The organism is Pseudomonas sp. MYb327 (assembly GCF_040438925.1).
Classification (GTDB): domain Bacteria; phylum Pseudomonadota; class Gammaproteobacteria; order Pseudomonadales; family Pseudomonadaceae; genus Aquipseudomonas.
In genome coordinates this window covers 1764035-1782714 of record NZ_CP159258.1, presented here as the reverse complement: position 1 = coordinate 1782714, position 18680 = coordinate 1764035, and the positions used below count along the sequence as shown (strand labels likewise).

The 18680-nt window shown below is 59.7% G+C and carries 13 protein-coding genes; 8 read left to right on the top strand and 5 right to left on the bottom strand.

Annotated elements, in window-relative coordinates; translation table 11 throughout:
- The first annotated feature begins 53 nt into the window (after positions 1-53).
- Together ABVN21_RS08060 and ABVN21_RS08055 are read left to right on the top strand one after the other, a co-directional pair.
- Positions 54-2567 carry a fused MFS/spermidine synthase gene (locus ABVN21_RS08060; RefSeq protein WP_339555816.1) on the top strand — a complete coding sequence of 838 codons (2514 nt, stop codon included), beginning with the start codon at positions 54-56 and terminating at the stop codon, positions 2565-2567.
- 205 nt (positions 2568-2772) lie between these two features.
- A complete protein-coding gene (locus tag ABVN21_RS08055; protein ID WP_339555817.1) occupies positions 2773-5139 on the top strand; it encodes a tetratricopeptide repeat protein in 2367 nt (788 codons plus the stop codon).
- Between the two features lie 102 nt (positions 5140-5241).
- Here the strand turns inward: ABVN21_RS08055 and ABVN21_RS08050 are convergent, their stop codons facing one another.
- The 4 genes from ABVN21_RS08050 to ABVN21_RS08035 form a co-directional block, all read right to left on the bottom strand.
- A complete protein-coding gene (locus ABVN21_RS08050; protein WP_339555818.1) occupies positions 5242-5736 on the bottom strand; it encodes a hypothetical protein in 495 nt (164 codons plus the stop codon).
- 99 nt (positions 5737-5835) lie between these two features.
- Positions 5836-6375, bottom strand: coding sequence for a GNAT family N-acetyltransferase (locus tag ABVN21_RS08045; RefSeq protein ID WP_339555819.1), 540 nt, complete (start codon positions 6373-6375; stop codon positions 5836-5838).
- A gap of 76 nt (positions 6376-6451) precedes the next feature.
- Entirely contained in the window at positions 6452-7432 is a 981-nt protein-coding gene (locus ABVN21_RS08040) for a LysR family transcriptional regulator (RefSeq protein WP_339555820.1), read from the bottom strand.
- A 74-nt stretch (positions 7433-7506) separates the two neighbouring features.
- Complete coding sequence (locus ABVN21_RS08035) at positions 7507-7947, bottom strand: carboxymuconolactone decarboxylase family protein (protein ID WP_339555821.1); 441 nt, start codon at positions 7945-7947, stop codon at positions 7507-7509.
- 205 nt (positions 7948-8152) lie between these two features.
- Between ABVN21_RS08035 and ABVN21_RS08030 the strand changes: the two genes are divergently transcribed.
- From ABVN21_RS08030 to ABVN21_RS08015, 4 genes are all read left to right on the top strand, one after another.
- Positions 8153-9586, top strand: coding sequence for a PLP-dependent aminotransferase family protein (locus tag ABVN21_RS08030; RefSeq protein WP_339555822.1), 1434 nt, complete (start codon positions 8153-8155; stop codon positions 9584-9586).
- Positions 9587-9711: 125 nt separating this feature from the next.
- The gene (locus ABVN21_RS08025) at positions 9712-10005 is read left to right on the top strand and encodes an antibiotic biosynthesis monooxygenase family protein (protein ID WP_339555823.1); all 294 of its coding nucleotides are present in this window, start codon (positions 9712-9714) and stop codon (positions 10003-10005) included.
- A 194-nt stretch (positions 10006-10199) separates the two neighbouring features.
- Complete coding sequence (locus ABVN21_RS08020; RefSeq protein WP_339555825.1) at positions 10200-10619, top strand: cupin domain-containing protein; 420 nt, start codon at positions 10200-10202, stop codon at positions 10617-10619.
- 228 nt (positions 10620-10847) lie between these two features.
- Positions 10848-11558 carry an ATPase gene (locus tag ABVN21_RS08015; protein ID WP_339555826.1) on the top strand — a complete coding sequence of 237 codons (711 nt, stop codon included), beginning with the start codon at positions 10848-10850 and terminating at the stop codon, positions 11556-11558.
- Between the two features lie 132 nt (positions 11559-11690).
- Here ABVN21_RS08015 and ABVN21_RS08010 read toward each other — a convergent pair whose 3' ends face one another.
- Positions 11691-16577, bottom strand: coding sequence for an NAD-glutamate dehydrogenase (locus ABVN21_RS08010; protein WP_339555827.1), 4887 nt, complete (start codon positions 16575-16577; stop codon positions 11691-11693).
- Between the two features lie 515 nt (positions 16578-17092).
- On the opposite strand from ABVN21_RS08010, the gene ABVN21_RS08005 reads away from it, so the two are divergent.
- Together ABVN21_RS08005 and ABVN21_RS08000 are read left to right on the top strand one after the other, a co-directional pair.
- Positions 17093-17446 carry a hypothetical protein gene (locus ABVN21_RS08005; RefSeq protein WP_339555828.1) on the top strand — a complete coding sequence of 118 codons (354 nt, stop codon included), beginning with the start codon at positions 17093-17095 and terminating at the stop codon, positions 17444-17446.
- A gap of 274 nt (positions 17447-17720) precedes the next feature.
- A complete protein-coding gene (locus tag ABVN21_RS08000) occupies positions 17721-18680 on the top strand; it encodes a MoxR family ATPase (protein WP_053158878.1) in 960 nt (319 codons plus the stop codon).

Here is an 18680-nt window from a genome sequence, read left to right as displayed (position 1 = left end):
CCAGCTCCTACAGGGTTGGTGTTGAATTCGGGTTTTGTATAAGGCAATCCGCAATGTCCTCACGTGTCGCCAGCAAGTCGTCGGCCATACCTGCCTCTCACGTCGCCTCCCCGGCGCTTTTGATCCCTGCCCTGCTGCTGTTTGTCTCCGGTGCCGCAGCGCTGGTGTATCAGGTGCTGTGGATCAAGCAGCTGTCGCTGGTGGTGGGTGTCGAGGTGTATGCCATCACCACCGGGATCAGCGCATTTTTTGCCGGTTTGGCCTTGGGCGGCTTGCTGTTCGGCCGCTGGGCGGATCGCCTGCAGCAACCGGTTCTGCTGTATGCGGGACTGGAAGTCTTGGTGGCCGTACTGGGCGTCGGTGCGACCTTTGCCATGAGCCTCGCGGCCAGTCCGTTTGCCTGGCTGGAGCAGCACATCGGCCTGTTGGCCTGGGTGTTGCCATTTGTGCTGGTGGGCATTCCGGCGCTGCTGATGGGCGGCACGCTGCCGGTATTGGTTCGCTCACTGGCCAGTGACCCGCAACAACTGGGCAAGGCTGGCGGGCATTTGTATGCAGCAAACACTGCTGGCGCCATCGCTGGAACGCTGCTCGCCGCGTTCGTCCTGATTGCTACCCTTGGCGTGCGCGGCAGTGCCCTGGCCGCCGCGATGCTGAACCTGCTGGCGGCTGCGGGGGCCTTGTGGTTCCAACGCCAGCGTTCGCTGCCCATCGAGGCGCCGGTCAAATACCACGACGACAAAGCACCCGATCGTCTGGCCCTGTGGCTGTATTCGATTGCCGGCGGCGTGGCCCTCGGATACGAAGTGGTCTGGTCGCAATCCATTGTGCAGTTCATGAGTACTCGCACTTACGCATTTGCCGTGGTATTGGCGACCTACCTCACAGGTCTGTTTCTCGGCAGCGCCCTGCTCTCCCGTCGGGTTGATCGACTGCGCGATCCCTGGGGTGTGTTTGGCCTGCTGATCGCCGGTGCCGGGTTGATCGCACTGCTGGAAATCGCCTTGCTTGGACGCTGGCTGGTCCTCGCCCAAAGCATGGTCGAAGCCTGGGTGCTGTCATTGGGCGGCAGCGAGTTGCTGGGCATGAGCGCTCGCTTTGCGGTGGCGGCCTTGAGCATCGTGTTTGTACCGACCGTGTTGCTCGGCGCGGCGTTTCCAGTAGCGCTGCGCTTGAGCGTCGGCCGCGACCACGTCGGGCGCAATGTCGGTGAGGTGGTAGCGTTCAATACCCTCGGCGGCATAGTCGGGGTGATGCTTTGCGGCTTTTTGCTCATCCCGCTGTTGGGCCTGGTTCGAACCCTTGGGCTGCTGGCGATTATCGCGGCCGCAATTGGCTATTTCGCCGTCCGCCAGGGTCATGGCGTGAAGAAAGGCCGGCGTCAGGGCGTGATCACCGTCGGCGTGATTTCCCTGGCGCTGGCGCTGCTGACCCCGGTGGACAAACTGGCCAGCCTGCTGCCCGGCGCGCGCAACGGTACGCTGGCGTACTACGAAGAAGGACGCGGCGGCACCGTCGCCGTGGTCACCCAGGGCAAGGGGCAAAAGGCCTTCCAGCGCTTGTACATCCAGGGCGTGTCGAATACCGGCGACGCCATGCCTTCGCTGCGCTATATGCGGATTCAGGCGTTGCTGCCGCTGCTGATCCACAACGGTGAGCCGCGTTCGGCACTGGTGATCGGTTTTGGCACGGGGATCACGGCGGGCGCCTTGACACGTTATCCGGGCCTCGAACATCGCGTTGTTGCCGAATTGCTGCCCTCGGTGGTCAAAGCCGCGCCGTTGTTCAAGGGTAATTTCAATGTCGCCGCCGATCCGGGTGTCGACGTGCGCCTGCGTGACGGTCGCCAGGAATTGTTGCGCAACCCGCAGCGTTACGACCTGATCACTCTCGAACCACCACCGCCCTCCGCTGCCGGCGTGGTCAACCTGTATTCCCGGGACTTCTACCAACTGGCCGCCAGTCGGTTGCAGAAACAGGGCTTGGTCGCCCAGTGGCTGCCATTACCGACGCAAAACATCGATGACTCACGCTCGCTGGTGCGCAGTTTCCTCGATGTCTTCCCCTACGCGACGCTGTGGACCAGCGAGTTCCACGAAATGCTGCTGGTGGGCTCGCAGCAGCCGATCGAACTGGACGCCGCGAAAATCAGCCAGCGCTTCCAGCAGGACAGCGTGCGCAGCACCTTACAGGACGTCGGTATCGGTTCGTCTGCTGCGCTGCTCGCGACCTGGGTCACCGATCGAGCGGGGCTGGAACGCTTCGCGGCTGACGCGCAAGCGGTGACGGATGACCAGCCGCGAATCGAATACGCGCCGTGGGTCCGGTCGAAGGAAATCAGCCGCGTACTGCCGGCCCTGCTGGATTTGCACGTCGCGCCGCCGCTGGTGAATGCCGATCAAGGGTTTACCGAACGCATGAACACCCATCAGCAACGCCTGATGCAGTTCTACCGCGCGAGCCTGCATGCCTATGACGGAGACCGGGATGCCTGGGCCAGGGATGTACGCGAGGTGATGCGCGGCGATGGCGGGAATCCTTATTTCAGGTGGTTTGTCGGGGAGTAATGCTGCGCCGGACAGACCGACATCGCTGGCAAGCCAGCTCCTACAGGTTTTGTGACACCCGAGAACCTGTAGGAGCTGGCTTGCCAGCGATGGGGCCATCCGCTCCATCACAACCATCATTTGACACACGCCGGCCTTCCGGCAAAGCTGCACCGAGCATTAACGCGCGCCTGACGGCAAACGCACCTGGACCACGGAAGTCGCAATGCCGAAAGATAAAAATAACGCTGTGAACCCAAACCCTGATTCGCAACCGACCCTGATTAACCGTTACCTGTTTCCCGTCACCATCGGCATTCTGCTGTTGGCCGTGGCGGGCATTGGCTGGTTTCTGTTCAGCAGCAAACCGGCACCCGTGACCTATGCGCCGGCCAGCACACCGGTCGCGCAAGCGCCCAAGCCGCAAGCACAACCAGTCGCCGTGGCACCCGCCAAAATGGTCGACGAACAACAATGCCAGGGTTGTCACAGTGCGCAGGTCAAGGACTGGCAAGGTTCCCATCACCAATTGGCGATGCAGGAAGCCACCGCCGAGACCATGCTCGGCGACTTCAATAACGTCACCTTCAAAGCGGAAAACGAAACCACCCGTTTTTCGCGCAAGGACGACGGGTTCTGGGTCAACACCCCCGGCATCGACGGCAAGAACGCTGACTTCAAGGTCGCCTACACCTTTGGCATCGCGCCGTTGCAGCAATACCTGATCGAGGTCGGCGAAGGTCGCCTGCAAGCCCTCGGTATCGCCTGGGATACCGAGAAGCATCGCTGGTTTCATCTCTATCCGGGCCAGGGCGTGACTTTCAAAGACCCGCTGCACTGGAGCAAACCGAGCCAGAACGCCAACTTCATGTGCGTCGAGTGCCACACCACCGGCTACAAGCGCAATTTCGATACCGCGAAAAACACCTTCGACCCTCAGTGGAACAGCCTTGGTGTTGGCTGTCAGGCTTGCCACGGCCCGGCTTCCAATCACCTGGAATGGACCGCGAAAAAAACTGACCTGATCCACGCCGGGTTTACCGTCGACCTCAAGGACAAGAACGCCACCGTCGAAATCGAAACCTGCGCCCGCTGCCACTCGCGCCGCGCGCCGCTGGGCGATGGCTTCACCGCTGGCAAACGCCTGATGGATGATTATCTGCCGAGTGCATTGACCCGTGAGTTGTACGCACTTGACGGCAAAATCAAGGACGAAGTGTTCGAACACGGCTCCTTCGCCCAAAGCAAGATGTTCGACAAGGGTGTGCGCTGCAGCAATTGCCACAACCCCCACAGCACCGAACTCAAGGCACCGGGCAACGGCGTCTGCCTGCAATGCCACAACACCGCCGGCAAGACTGCGGTCGAAACCGTCGATGGCAAGGGCCTGCAAGCGAAGAACTACGATTCCATCGAACACACCCGCCACACCATGGGCCAACCGGGTTCGCAGTGCGTGGATTGCCACATGCCCGGCAAGTTCTACATGGGTAATGACTTCCGGCACGACCACAGCTTCAGCATTCCCAACCCGGAGCGCGCGAAAAAACTCGGCACACCGGACGCCTGCCTGACCTGTCACCAGGGCAAGGCCGGGGACAAGGTCACCGAGCAGTTCAAGCTTTGGAACACCGCCAACGCCAGTGCCACGCAAGCCCCGCGCTATGACGAAAGCCTGTGGCTGATCCGCAACGGCCAGCCCGGCGCCGCGCAAGCTTTGTACGAGCAACTGCAACGCAGCAACTTGCCGGCGATTCAACGGGCGACCCTGCTCGCCGAGTTGCCGCTGTATCCAAGCGAACAGGCGCTGAAGCTGGCTACCAAGGATTTGAGCAATCCGGCACCGCAAGTACGTGAAAGCGCTGTGCGTGCAATCAGCGCGTTCCTGCCGCCAGCGGAGCGTGCGCCGCTTTTGGCACCCCTGCTGAGCGATCCGGTAAAAGCTGTGCGCATCGCGGCTGCCCGCGACTTGCTCAGCGTGGCCCGCAATGGCCTGGGCAGCGCTCAGGGCACCTGGGAGACTGCAATCGGCGAATACGAGGCTGTGCAAAAGAACCTGGCCGAACGCGCCGAAGCCAACCTCAACCTGGCCATGCTCTATCAGGCCAGCGGTCGCAGTGGCGAAGTCGAAGGCTTGCTGCGCACAGCACTCAAGCGCGACCCGGATTTCTACCCGGCACTGGTAACGCTGGTGCAATGGCTGGAGGCCAATGGTCGCAGCCAGGAAGCACAGTCGCTGATGGCGCAAAGCCTCAAGGAACACCCCGACGCCGCACTGTTGCAACACACCCAGGGCTTGTCGCTGGTGCGTGCCGGCAAACCGGAACAAGCCATGCCGTTCCTGCGCAAAGCCGCGCAACTGGAACCGCAGAGCGCGCAGTACGGCTACGTACTGGCGGTGGCCCTGCATGACAGCGGCAAGGTCGATGCCGCGTGCGAAGAACTGGAGAGGCTATTGAAAGTACAACCGGCCAACCGCAATGCACGTTTGTCGCTGATCCAGTATTACCTGGATAACGGCCAGGAACCGAAGGCTCAGGTACTGCTGCAGGGCTGGAAGAAAATGAACATGGGAGATCCGGCGTTGAAATAGTTTAATTGGCCGCTCTGCTCCTGTGGCGAGGGAGCTTGCTCCCTCGCCACAGGTGCGGTGACACCTTGATGGGTCGGTATCAGGCTCTGGCTCTTTTCGAATTCAGCTGCGTTCGCGGGGAATCAGGCTTTGTAATTGCTGGGCCAGGAAATTCGCATCGAAGGCAAAGGTGTCCGGGTCTTTCAGGCCATTGGTCTTGCGCCACTGCCAAGTGGTGGATGGCGGCTGGCACACCAGCGAAACGCTGCCATACCGCGCCGCCGTGAAGCCCATTACCGCCACGGAAATCTGCCCGCCGACGCCCATCACATCCGGGACGAATTCCACCGGTTTTCCGGCAATCACAATGGACAGCTTTTCGCTTTTGAAGGTCGACGTCTCTAGCGGCACGCTCGGCCCCGAGGCGACATACGCTTCGCGGCTCACCTCCAGCAAATGGGGTGTCTTGACCGGTTCCAGCCACTGCTGGATCTGATCGAACAGCTCCCCAATGCGCTTGGTCCATTCGGCCGATTGCGCCTCGAACAGTTGTTTTTTGTGCGCTTCGCTTTCTGCGTAGTGACGAAGCATCTCGCCCAGTTGCTGTACGTCGTCCATTGCGGTGTTCCTTTGGTTGAAGCAGTGCTGCGGACATTCAGCATGGCAGATGCCCGCTGTCGGCGTACGACTAAAAGCGCGAGCGGTATTGGCCGGGGGTTACGCCTGGCTGATCGTGCGGTAACTGGTGGGCGAGCGACGCAGACGCGCCATGCTCAAGACATCGACCCACACTCCGTCACGCACGGCATAGTCGCGAAACAGCCCTTCGGTTTCGAAGCCGAATTTTCGGTACAGGCCGATGGCAGCTTCGTTGTCGGCGTAGACGGTGAGTTCGACGCGGTGCAGGTTCATCCAGTTGTCAGCGATGTCCAGCGCGGCCGCCAGCAGTTTCGACCCGACGCCTTTGCCCTGCCATGCCAGCGCCACGCCGAGGCCGAAGGTGCCGGCATGGCTGCGACGAATGCGCGAAAACTGCTCCAGGCCAAGGTTGCCGATGACTGCTCCTTCGTGCAGTGCCACCAGTTGCACCAGTCGCTCGCTATCCGACGCCAGGCGTTTACGCCAGATTTCAACAGACGGAAAAGGCAACTGTGTTGTCTGCCGGGTGACTTCAGGGTCGCGGTAAATTGCCGCGACGCCGTCGATGTGGGATTCGTTGAGGCGTTCGATAGTGATGACAGCGTCAGTGACGGGCATGGGTGAATCATCCTTGAGGCAGACATGGCTCGTTACTCTACAACGCATTCTCGGGGTCTGGCGAGAACCCCCGTGGTCAACCTTCAAACCACTCCTTGCGCTCGTCGAAAGCATGCTCGATCAACTCAGCAATCATCTGCACCTGAGCATTCGCAACGGATTGAGCATTGACCGCCATCCACACCTGGCGCTGCATTGGCTGGCCGAACAGACCGGGCAAACCTAGCAATCCCCGATCGAAGCGCTGCATGTAGCCCGGCAACAAGCCGATGCAGGCACTGCAACGCACCATCTCCAGCATCAGTTCATAGGAATGCAACTGCACAACCCCGGCCAGACGTTGGTCCACCAGGTTATTCCACGGCCGGAAACTGTCGATCTGCCGATCATGCTGCCATTGCACCAGCAGGAAATCGGCCAGGTCGTCGAGGTTTTCCGGGCGCGATGCGACCCGTGAGTAGCGCTTGGCGATGTGTGGCAGGTAGTCGAGCCGTGCCAGAGGTCGGGGTTCGCTGACGGCAAAGCTCGGGCCTGGTAGCGCCGAATCGGTGCCGGCCAGCCACACCACGACATCGGCGCTGATCGCTTGCAGGGACAATTCGCTGTCGAGGCTGATGATGTCCAGGCGCACGCTGGCATTGCGTCGCAGCAAAGCCACCAGGTCGCGACCAAGGATGTCATGCAGGATGGACTCCGCCACTGCTAGGCGAACCACGGGTTGCTCGATCACTGGCAGGTCGCGTTCGTGGGCCAGCGCGATCAATTGCGACTGCAATTGCAAGCCATCCCGACTGAGGACAAGGCCATTGTCCGAGGGACTGAACAGCGAGCACCGCAACTGCTTTTCTAGCTGCGCCAACTGTTTGCGTAACTGAATCGCTTTGATATTGAGACGGCGGGCCGCCTGCATGAAACAGCCGCACCGAGCGGTCACGCTGAAACAGTGGGCCAGCAGCGGATCGACCCCCATCGCCCGTGAACGCCAGGAAATCGTGTTATCGATGGGTGCACGGTACTCGGCAAAACGCCGCTGGCCGCTGGTTTCCATGAATGACATCGAATGACTCCCTGTCGACTATCGGTGGGAATTTCATCCTGCCCATCAAACATGAAACCGGTGTGACAGCCCGGTCAAGAACTGGGGCTTTGGCGAAAACTCACCGCCAGGCGATTCCAGCTGTTTATCGTGGTGACAGCGATGGTCAGGTCGACCAACTCGCCTTCGTTGAATTGCACCCGCGCCTGCTCATATACGTCATCCGGCACATGGCTCTCGGCGAGCAGCGTCACCGCTTCGGTCCAGGCCAGCGCCGCACGCTCGCGCGGGTTGAAAAAGTTGCTGTCACGCCAGACGACGATGGAATACAGCCGCCGATCGGTCTCGCCGAGACGCCGCGCATCCACCGAATGCATGTCAGTGCAAAACGCGCAGCCATTGAGCTGCGAAGCGCGAATCTTGATCAGGTGCAGCAGCGCCGGTTCAATGCTCAAACTGCTGGTCAAAGCCTCCATGGCGATCATCGCTTTCATCGCCTTGGGCGAAGCGCTGTAGTAATCCAGACGGGGGTTCATGGAGCGGCCTCACGGGATCGAACATGTTTGACTAAGGTAGAGGCTGACACGCTGGCGTTACAGCTCCAATTTCACGAAAAAAGCCTGAGCCATTCAATAGCAGACCAATTGACGGTTTTTGCGCTACGCAACTTCTGCATGACAAGCGGATAAGGGTAATCTTGCGCGACGCACACGCGCCCCAATCGCCCGGAGCCTCGCCGGTATGGAATTACATGTCGTCATCAACGGCCGCAAAGACCTGGCAGGCCAGTTGTACAACCAACTGCGCAGCGCCATCGAATCAGGTCGACTGGCCGCAGGGACGCAGCTTCCACCGAGCCGTTTGCTGGCCGAGCAATTGGGTATTTCACGCAAGACCATTTCCGATACTTACGCGCTACTGACCTATGAAAACTTCCTCACCGGCGTGATCGGCAAAGGCACTTACGTCAATGCGCGAACCTCCAAAGTCGAGCGCAAGCAAAGCCATACCGAGCTGGCAGGATTCGAGGTGATCGAGTCATGGCGCACCCTGCCGGTGTTTCTGCGCCATCCGACGCTCGAAGGCTCGCTGCGCTACGACTTCATCGGCGGCGCCACCAGCAAAGGCCAGTTTCCCCAGGACGACTGGCGGCGTTGTACGTCCCACGCCTTGCGCCAGATCGCCGGTTCCAAGGGTTTCTACAGCTTTCCAGAAGGCCTGCCGGCGCTGCGTAATGCCATTGCGCGGCACATCGCGTTTTCCCGTGGGGTCAATTGCCAGGACGAAGACGTGGTGGTGTGCAATGGCGCGCAACAGGCGCTGGATCTGATTTCCCGGGTGCTGACACGTCCGGGCAGCATTGTTGCCATGGAAGATCCCGGTTATCCGCCAGCGCGCCTGCTATTTGGCACCCATGGCGCCACGGTGATTGGCGTGCCGGTGGATGCCGAAGGCATTCAGGTGGACAAAATTCCCCTGGGTACACGGCTGATTTACGTCACCCCGTCCCACCAGTTTCCGCTGGGCATGCCCATGAGTCAGGAGCGCCGGGTAGCGCTGCTGGCCAAGGCCCATGAATTGGGCGCGATTGTCATCGAGGACGACTATGACAGCGAATTCCGCTACGAAGGTCGCCCTACCGATTCCTTGCAAAGCATGGACGAGCGCGGGATCGTCGCCTACGTCGGGACCTTTTCCAAAACCCTGCTGCCGGAACTGCGGCTCGGTTACGCAATTCTGCCACCGGCGATCCTCGATGCGGTGCTGCGCGCCAAGCAGCTTACCGACCTGCATACCTCCACCTTGCCCCAATGGGCACTGGCCAAGTTCATCGCCGAAGGCTGTCTGCTCAAGCACATCCGCCGCTGCCACACGATCTATACCGGCAGACGTGAGCGCATCCTCGCGCGCATGGCCGGTGACTTGTCGCCGTGGCTCGAAGCGATCCCGAGCACAGCGGGTTTTCACATGGCGGTGATGTGCAAAGTGCCAATTGATATCGCACTGGTCATCGAACTGGCGAAAAAAGTTGAAGTGGGGCTGTATTCCATCGAAGGCTTTTTCTACCAGCGAGCGCCTCAGGCCGGGCTTCTCATGGGCTTTGGCGCCATCGAAACCCTGGACATCGACACCGCCCTCGACCGCTTGCGAGACATTCTGCAACAAGTCGCCTGACGGATTGGTCTGGGCCTTTATCCGGCGATTGGCTATTGGTGGTCCGGTAGTGCAGGCCTATCCTGCATAGGCGTTATCCCTCAATGAGCAGGATTCGTCCGGCCTGATTCAGGAGTGTGAGTCTTATGTCCTACAACGTGATCAATACCGTAAAGGTACAGGCCGTCGCCGGCCGCTCGGATGAACTGGGTAAGCAACTGCAAAAGATTGTCGACACCCTGCGAGAGCTACCGGGCTGTGAGTCCTATATGGTCGATCGCTGCCCCGAGGACAGCAACCGCTGGACCGTCAGCGCCCACTGGCAATCGGAATCGGCGATGCAATCGCATTTCAACAGCCCTCAAGTGCAAGGCTTTATCGACTTGATCGATTGCCAATTGGCCAACGCTGTCGACTTCAACAGCTTTCCGATTCGCTAAAGCAAGATCAAAAGATCGCAGCCTGCGGCAGCTCCTACATTGGAATACGTTCCCTGTAGGAGCTGCCGCAGGCTGCGATCTTTTGCTTTACGCTCCCGATTGGTCCCCTGACCTTCCCGAGAATTGGCTGTTTGATTGCCCTCCCTGGCGGCATAAATTGGTCCCTGAAAACCAACCACTTCAGGTGACCCACCATGAACGTTTTGCGCTTCTGTGCTGTCCCTCTCGCAGCCCTTGCCCTGACCCTGTCCGCCTCGGCGTTTGCCCATGAAGCCGGTGTCCCTTCGGAAAAAGTCACCGTGCTGCAAGACCAAATGCTGAAAAACGTCCCGGGCAAAAAGGCCTTGATGATCGAGGTCGACTACAAGCCAGGCCAATCGTCCATCGCCCACAAGCACGATGGCACCGCCATGGCTTATGTGCTTTCGGGCTCGATCACTTCTCAGGTGAAGGGCGAAAAAGCGGTTACCTACAAGGCCGGTGAGTATTGGTACGAACCTGCTGGCTCAGAGCATCTGGTCTCAAAAAACGCCAGTGCCACCAAACCGGCGAAGCTTTTGGTGTTCATGGTGTTGTCGCCGGACGAGAAAGTTTTGATCCCCTTGGAAAACTGATCGCTAAATCTGTAGCCATAACTAAAAACGCCCAAACTCTTGAATTGGGCGTTTTTATTTCTTCAGGCAATTAACCGTTCTTCTTTAAACCAAACAAAACTATTGGCCGGCTAATTACTGCGCAGATTGGCTATTTAATTCATCGGCGCACGGTTTAGTCTGAAGCAACTGCCGACCTGTTCGGCAACTGTAACTTTCCGACCGAAGTTGTTTCACTGGAGAAACACCATGAAACTTGCGTTTGTCAGTTCATTGGCCATGACCGTTCTAATAACCGGATGCTCTGTACCCACGGCACCGTCAGCGGTGACGCCGCTAGACGGGATCTTCACCCATCCAGTGGGTCGCAGCAGCGCCACGAGCATTCCCAACGGCAACAACGTTTCGCTGGGCATCGTCTACAGCCACAACACCCAGACCAACCGTGCCTACCTGCAGGATTACCAGGCCAACGCCGGCACCGGTTTCGGCCAGAGCCTGCTGGTGCAGGAGATCCATGAAGCGTACGTCGCCACCTCCAAACCCGACCTCGCGGTGGATTGGGTCAAAGCGTCGCTACAACGGCAGTTCGGTTCAGTCACGGTGTATCCAGACATGCAAAGCCTCAGGGCTGCGAAGCCGGATGTGATCGCCATCATCGACAGCCGCAGCCAATTGATCACGTCGCGCAGTTCGGATGTGGAGGCAAATGTCAGCGCGGATTTCTACGACAATAACTTGAATTACATTGGCACTGCGCAAGGGCATGATGCCAGGGCACTCAGCCCGGTTTGGGCGGACTATAAACGCAGTGAAGATATAGTTGCCGACATTAACGAACAACAAAATGTGCAAGTAAGAGCACTGCAGGAATTTGACCAGTCGCTCAGTAATTTGCTGACTAAGCCGACAGATAAAGTGTCGATGCTTGATAATCGCAACGGGCAAAAGTTGTATTGAGAGGGAGGACCCGGTCGCGGACACGTCGTCGCCAGCAACCCGGCGCCTACAGGTATTGCGTTGTCTATGTTTCCCGTGAAGCAAAAAAAAGCCCCGCATCTCTCAATGCGAGGCTTTTTCATTCAACGCAGATCAGGCCGCCGGTTCCAGCTCGGCGACAGCAGTGGCAGGCACCACTGCTTGACCGCTCAACGCCAGGTCCAGCAGTTCGCGGTTGGCTACCGCGTACATGGCGTAGTCCGTGCCGCTCGCGGCACGCAGTTCCACCAGCATGGCGCGCCAGCGTTCGATCATGCTCTCGTGCTGCGACATCCACAGCGCCAGGCGTGCTTCCACGTCCAGGGTGCCATCGCCCTGTTGCAGCACGGAGATGGTGATCGCACGTTGCTGCCAGTCGACGTCATCACGGAACGCTTCACGGGCCAGGGCTTGCCAGTTGTTTTCAACCGGCAGAGCGCTGATCTGTTGCAGGTACCACGTGATGTCCAGCGCGCTGCCCACGGCGAAGTAGGCCTTGGCCACGTCCGCCGGATTCTGGCCAGTCACGTCGGAAGCCTCGATGATCGGCAGCAGCGTGTACAGATGCGAGGTGCCAGCCACCATGCGTGCGAGCAACTCCGGCACGCCGGCTTCGACGTACGCCTGATAACGGGTCTGCCAGTTTTCGCGGATCTCGCCACTCAGCAATTCGTCGAGCTTGAGACCCAACTCCTTCAGATGCGGACCGAAGTGCGCGACGTCACGGGCCGCGTTCTGCTCGTTGCGACGGGCACGCAGGAACCAGCGCGTGGCGCGACGGCCCAGGCGCATCAGCTCGTCCATCAGCTCCAGTTGCACGTCAGCGGAAACCTGGTAGTCCAGGGCTTCTATTTGGCGGAACCAGTGCGGGAGGTGGAAGATATCCCGAACAATTACATATGCACCCGCAACATTCGCCGGGCTCATGCCGGTCGACTCTTTGAGTCGTTGAACGAAGGTGATGCCCATATGGTTGACCAAATCGTTGGCGATCTGGGTGCTGACGATTTCGCGCTTCAGACGGTGACGGCGCATGGCTTCGGAGAACTTGCTCACCAGGGTCGGCGGGAAAGCGGTTTCCATGTCGCGGGTCAGGTAGTCGTCGTCCGGCACCAGGGAGCCCAGCAGCTGCTCCTTGAGGTCGATCTTGCTGTAGGAGATCAGCACCGAGAGCTCGGCACGGGTCAGGCCATGGCCTTCCGCAACGCGCTCGTTGAGTGCTTCTTCCGATGGCAGGAACTCAATGGCGCGATCCAGCTTGCCGCGACCTTCCAGGTCATTCATCAGACGCTTGTACTCGGCAATCCGCGGCAAGGCACGACGGGCCGCCAGGGACAGAGCCTGGGTCTGCTTGTAGTTGTTGCCCAGCACCAGGCCACCGACTTCGTCAGTCATGCTCGCCAGCAACTGGTTACGTTGCTTGTCGGTCATGTCGCCGGCCTGAACCACTTCGTTCAGCAGGATCTTGATGTTCACTTCGTGGTCGGAGCAGTCCACGCCACCGGCGTTGTCGATGAAGTCGGTGTTGGAGCCGCCGCCATTAAGGCCGAATTCCACACGACCCAGTTGAGTCATGCCGAGGTTACCGCCCTCGCCCACGACTTTGCAGCGCAGTTCGTTGCCGTTCACGCGCAGCGCATCGTTGGCCTTGTCGCCGACATCGGCGTGGCTTTCGCTGCTGGCTTTCACGTAAGTACCGATACCGCCGTTCCACAACAGATCTACCGGGGCCTTGAGTAAGGCGTTCAGCAGTTCGGTCGGGGTCAGCTTGTCAGCCTTGATGTCGAAGCGTTCTTGCATCTGCGGGGAGATCGCGATGCTCTTCGCGCTGCGCGAGAAGATACCGCCACCTTCGGACATGATGCTGGTGTCGTAATCCGACCAGGCCGAACGCGGCAAGTCGAATAGACGCTGACGCTCGACGAAGCTGGTCGCCGGGTTCGGGTTCGGGTCGATAAAGATGTGCAGGTGGTTGAATGCGGCAACCAGTTGCAGCTTGTCGGACATCAACAAGCCGTTGCCGAACACGTCGCCGGCCATGTCGCCGACGCCGACCACGGTGATGCTGTCTTCCTGGACATTGATGCCGCGCTCGCGGAAGTGGCGTTGCACACCAACCCACGCGCCTTTGGCGGTGATGCCCATTTTCTTGTGGTCGTAACCGGCCGAGCCACCGGACGCAAACGCGTCACCCAGCCAGAAGCCGTAGTCGATGGCGATGCCGTTGGCGATGTCGGAGAAGGTCGCGGTGCCCTTGTCCGCAGCAACCACCAGGTACGGGTCATCGTCGTCATGACGCACGACATTGGTCGGCGGCACCAGCGCGCCGTCCTTCAGGTTGTCGGTGATGTCCAACAGCCCCGAAATGAAGATGCGGTAGCAGGCGATACCCTCGGCCGCGATCTCGTCACGGCTGCCGCCCAGTGGCAGGCGACGCGGCAGGAAGCCGCCCTTCGCGCCCACCGGCACGATGACCGAGTTCTTCACTTGCTGGGCTTTTACCAGGCCCAGGACTTCGGTACGGAAGTCTTCTTCACGATCGGACCAGCGCAGGCCACCACGGGCCACGTTGCCGAAGCGCAGGTGCACGCCTTCGACGCGCGGCGAGTAAACGAAGATTTCGAACTTCGGCACTGGCTTCGGCAGCTCAGGGATCAAGTGCGGGTTGAACTTGAAGCTGAAGTACGACTTGTTATGGCCGTTGGCGTCAGTCTGATAGAAGTTGGTGCGCAGCGTGGCCTTGATCAGGTCGAGGTAGCGACGCAGGATGCGGTCTTCGTTCAGTACCTGAACGTCGTCCAGCGCGGTCAGGATCGCGTGCTCCAGACGTTGCTCGAGATCGTCGCTGCTCAGCTTGCGCGCCAGGTAGAAACGGGTCTTGAACAACCGGGTCAGTTCACGAGCGATGTCGGTGTGGTTGTTCAGGGTGCTGGCGATGTAGCCGAGGTCGAAGCCCAGGCGAATCTGCTTCATGTAACGGGCGTAGGCACGCAGCAGCGCCACGTCGCGCCAAGGCAGGCCGGCGGTCAGCACCAGCCGGTTGAACGCATCGTTCTCGGCATCGCCGCGCACGATGTGGACGAACGCGTCCTGCAAGGTGTCGTTGAGTTGCTGGATGTCCAGCTCCAGGCCTTCGGCCGCGGTGAACGCGAAGTCGTGAATCCAGAACTCGCGGCCATTGTTGTGACGCAGGCGGTACGGGAATTCACCCAGCACGCGCAGGCCGAGGTTTTCCAGAATCGGCAACACGTCGGACAGCGCCAGCGGGGTATCGGCGTGGTACAGCTTGCAATGCAGCTCACGCTGGCCGGAGACCTGGCCCAGCGGCTGATAGAAGCTCATCACCAGCGGATTTTTTTCGCTGAGGCTCAGCAGATGTTGCATATCGACCACGGCCGAATGCGCGGCGAAACGCTCGCGGTAACCGGCCGGGAAGCCTTTCGGGAAGTCAGCCAGCACGTTGGTGCCGTGGGCTTCGCCGAAGCTTTCGACGGTCAGGGCCGAGTAGTCGTCCTGCCAGCTGCGGCAGGCCTGCACCACTTCTTTTTCGAGCTGCTGTGGGTCGATGTCGATGCGGTTTTTCGGGTCAACACGCAAGATCAACTGCACGCGGGCCAGCACGGACTCGGAGAAGAACGTCCAGAACTCGCAGTCCGAGGCCTTCAGGCGATCCATCAACACTTGCTGGATCTTCTGGCGCACTTCGGTGGAGTAAATGTCACGCGGCACGTAGGCCAGGCAGTAGCAGAAACGACCGTACGGATCTTTGCGCAGGAACACGCGGATCTTGTTGCGCTCCTGGATCTGCACGATCGACATCACGGTGCTGAACAGCTCGTCCACCGGGGTCTGGAACAGGTCGTCGCGCGGCAGCACTTCGAGCACCTGAGCCAACTCCTTGCCCAAGTGGGCCTTGGCCTGGAAGCCCGAACGGTGTTCGATTTCCGCGACCTTGCGGCGGATGTACGGAATGACGCGCACGCTCTCGCCATACACCGACGAGGTGTACAGGCCCATGAAACGGCATTCCTTGATGACCTTGCCGTCGGCGTCGATTTCACGGATCGACACGTAATCCGGGTAAGCCGGACGGTGTACACGGCTTGGGTGCGCAGCCTTGGCGAACGACAGCAGGGTCGGTTCGCGCAGGTAGTTCACGGCGTAATCTTCGATGCGCAGGTCATCGTAGGTCAGGCCCGCGCGCAGCAGTTTGGTCAGGCCGAGGAAGGAGTTCTGGTCATAGACGATGTGGCCGCCATCGGCCTCATCGCGAACGACGAATTCTTCATAGCCGAGGAAGGTGAAGTGGTTGCCCACCAGCCATTCCAGGAAGCTTTTGATTTCGCTCTTTTCTTCAGCATCGACAGCGAACCGGCTGTTGTCCAGGTTGGTCAGGATTTCCTGCACCTTGGCTTTCATCGGTTCGAAATCGCCAACCGCGACGCGTACTTCAGCGAGCACTTGCTCCAGCTCTTTGGCCAGCACGTTCAATTCGGCGGTATTGGCGCAACGGTCGATTTCCAGGTACATCAACGACTCTTGCAACACGTCGTCGCCCTGGGTGCCTTTCGGCAGGATTTCCAGCAGCTCGCCCTTGCTGCCGCGACGCACACTCAGCACAGTGGTTTGCAGGGTATGAATGCTGTAGCCGCGACGGTTCAGCTCGGTGCGCACTGAATCCACCAGGAATGGCAGGTCGTGGTGCAGCACTTCGACCGCGGTGTGGGTCGACTGCCAGCCGTGGCGTTCGTAATCGGGGTTGTAGACGCGCACTTGCGGTTGCGCGTGATCGAAGCGCTCAAGCAGGCGCCACGCTGAAAGGGTACAGCCAGCGAGGTCGGACAACCGACGTTGAGTCAGTTCGTCCAGGGAAATGATGCCGAAGAATTGTTCAGCGAACAGCGCCACTTGTGGCAGTGCCTGTTCACTGATGTGCTGCGCCAGTGCCGCTTGCAGTTGGTGCTGGAAGTCGGCTTTGCTGGCTGCGGTGAAGAACGCCATCTGTGGTACTCCGCTTGGGCTTGTTATTGATGGAAGCGTCGCGCGAAACCCCTTTCGGGGCTACGTTTCAAAGCTAGCCGTCACCCGGTTCCTGATTCTCGGGCAGAGGAAACAGGGTGACAGGTGGGTGAAGCTGGACGGGACACTCGGGTCACATTCACCTTCCATGAATGGGCATCTGCAAAAACGACTGGGCCAAACGCAGCGCAATGCCTTTACAGGTGCTCATCCGTTGCGCAGCTTAACGAGTGCGGCAAGGCCCGTGCTTGCGGTGCTGCGACATATTCGGTCAACGGTACGCTGCTCAGCGCGCACGCATCGAACAACACTAGCAGCCACACAGGAAAATGGCGGTTTTCCGTCCGGTTTTACGGTACATCCGTACCAGAAATGACCAGCAACACTTTGCTCGTTGGCGACACGCTCTCTGACACGCAAACGAGCAGAAATCCCCCGGGACTGGCAGAATCGCGTTTTGTTCGTTTTCACAACGCTCGTCGAGCCAGGAACTACCCATGCAAATGACCACCGCCCTCTTGATCGTCAACCCGTGCGATGACGAAGAAGACAACATGGCCATGCTCTGCTGCCACAGCGACAAGGGCGAAATGTTCCTGATGAGCCGCTACCCGGACGAGGACGAACTGGAAATCACCCTGGATGGCGAGCCATCGACCCTCGACGGCGTGAAAGTCACCCTGAGCCCTACCCTGCTGAAGATTGAAATTGCGGCGACGGACGCCGATGCGCTGAATGGGGATGATGTGCTGGAGATCACCTTCAACCCGGACATGGTGGATATGGCGGAAGTCGAGGAAACCCTGAAGAACATTCTTGACGGTACCGGGACCTTCATCAGCCAGATTTGAGGGCGCCTGAACCGGCCCCATCGCTGGCAAGCCAGCTCCTACAGTGACTGATGTGTAGCACACCTCTACCAGTAGGAGCTGGCTTGCCAGCGATGAAGCCCTGACACTCACCACAAGGCCGTTGCCCGACAACAATCCAACAAATCCCCAACCATTTCCCGCACTTTGCACAAAATGCCGTTAGTCGCCGCCCCCCGCGATGGATTAAAGTAACGCCCCCAGCCCTGGCGTATTACGCACGACCTCGGCCATCCATTTCCAGGAACAGTCATCGATGGAACATCGTGAAGCGCTACTAGCGCTGCGAACCTTTCTTTCAACGCAGATTCTCGGCCAGGAAAAACTCATCGAGCGCTTGCTCATCGCCCTGCTTGCCGACGGCCACATGCTGGTCGAGGGCGCTCCTGGCCTGGCCAAGACCAAGGCCATTAAAGAACTGGCGGAAGGCATCGAAGCGCAGTTCCATCGCATCCAGTTCACCCCCGACCTGTTGCCGGCCGACATCACCGGCACGGAAATCTATCGTCCGGAAACCGGCAGTTTCGTGTTCCAGCAAGGTCCGATCTTTCATAACCTGGTGCTGGCGGACGAAATCAACCGCGCCCCGGCCAAGGTTCAGTCGGCATTGCTCGAAGCGATGGCCGAGCGCCAGGTCAGTGTCGGGCGCAGCACTTATGAGTTGTCACCGCTGTTCCTGGTGATGGCCACGCAAAACCCTATCGAGCAGGAAGGCACCTATCCATTGCCCGAAGCCCAGCTCGACCGCTTTTTGATGCACGTGAAAATCGGCTTTCCCGATGCCACCGTCGAGCGGCGAATCCTCCAGCAGGCCCGGGGCGAAGCCCTGAACGGCGAAACCAAGCCTGAGCGCCGGGTCAGCCAGCAGGCGATCTTTGCCGCGCGCAAGGAAATCCTCGGGTTGTACATGGCCGATGCCGTGGAGGAATACCTGGTGCAACTGGTCATGGCCACGCGCACGCCCGCCAAGTTCGACCCGGAGATGGCCGAGTGGATCGCCTACGGCGCCAGCCCTCGTGGTTCCATCGCCCTCGACCGTTGCGCCCGGGCCCACGCCTGGCTCGCCGGGCGCGACTTCGTCAGCCCCGAGGATATTCAAGCGGTGCTGTTCGACGTATTGCGCCACCGCATCATCCTGTCCTTTGAAGCCGAAGCTGCCGGCATCGATCAGGACCGGGTGGTCCAGCGTATTCTTGACGTCGTAGCCGTCGCTTGA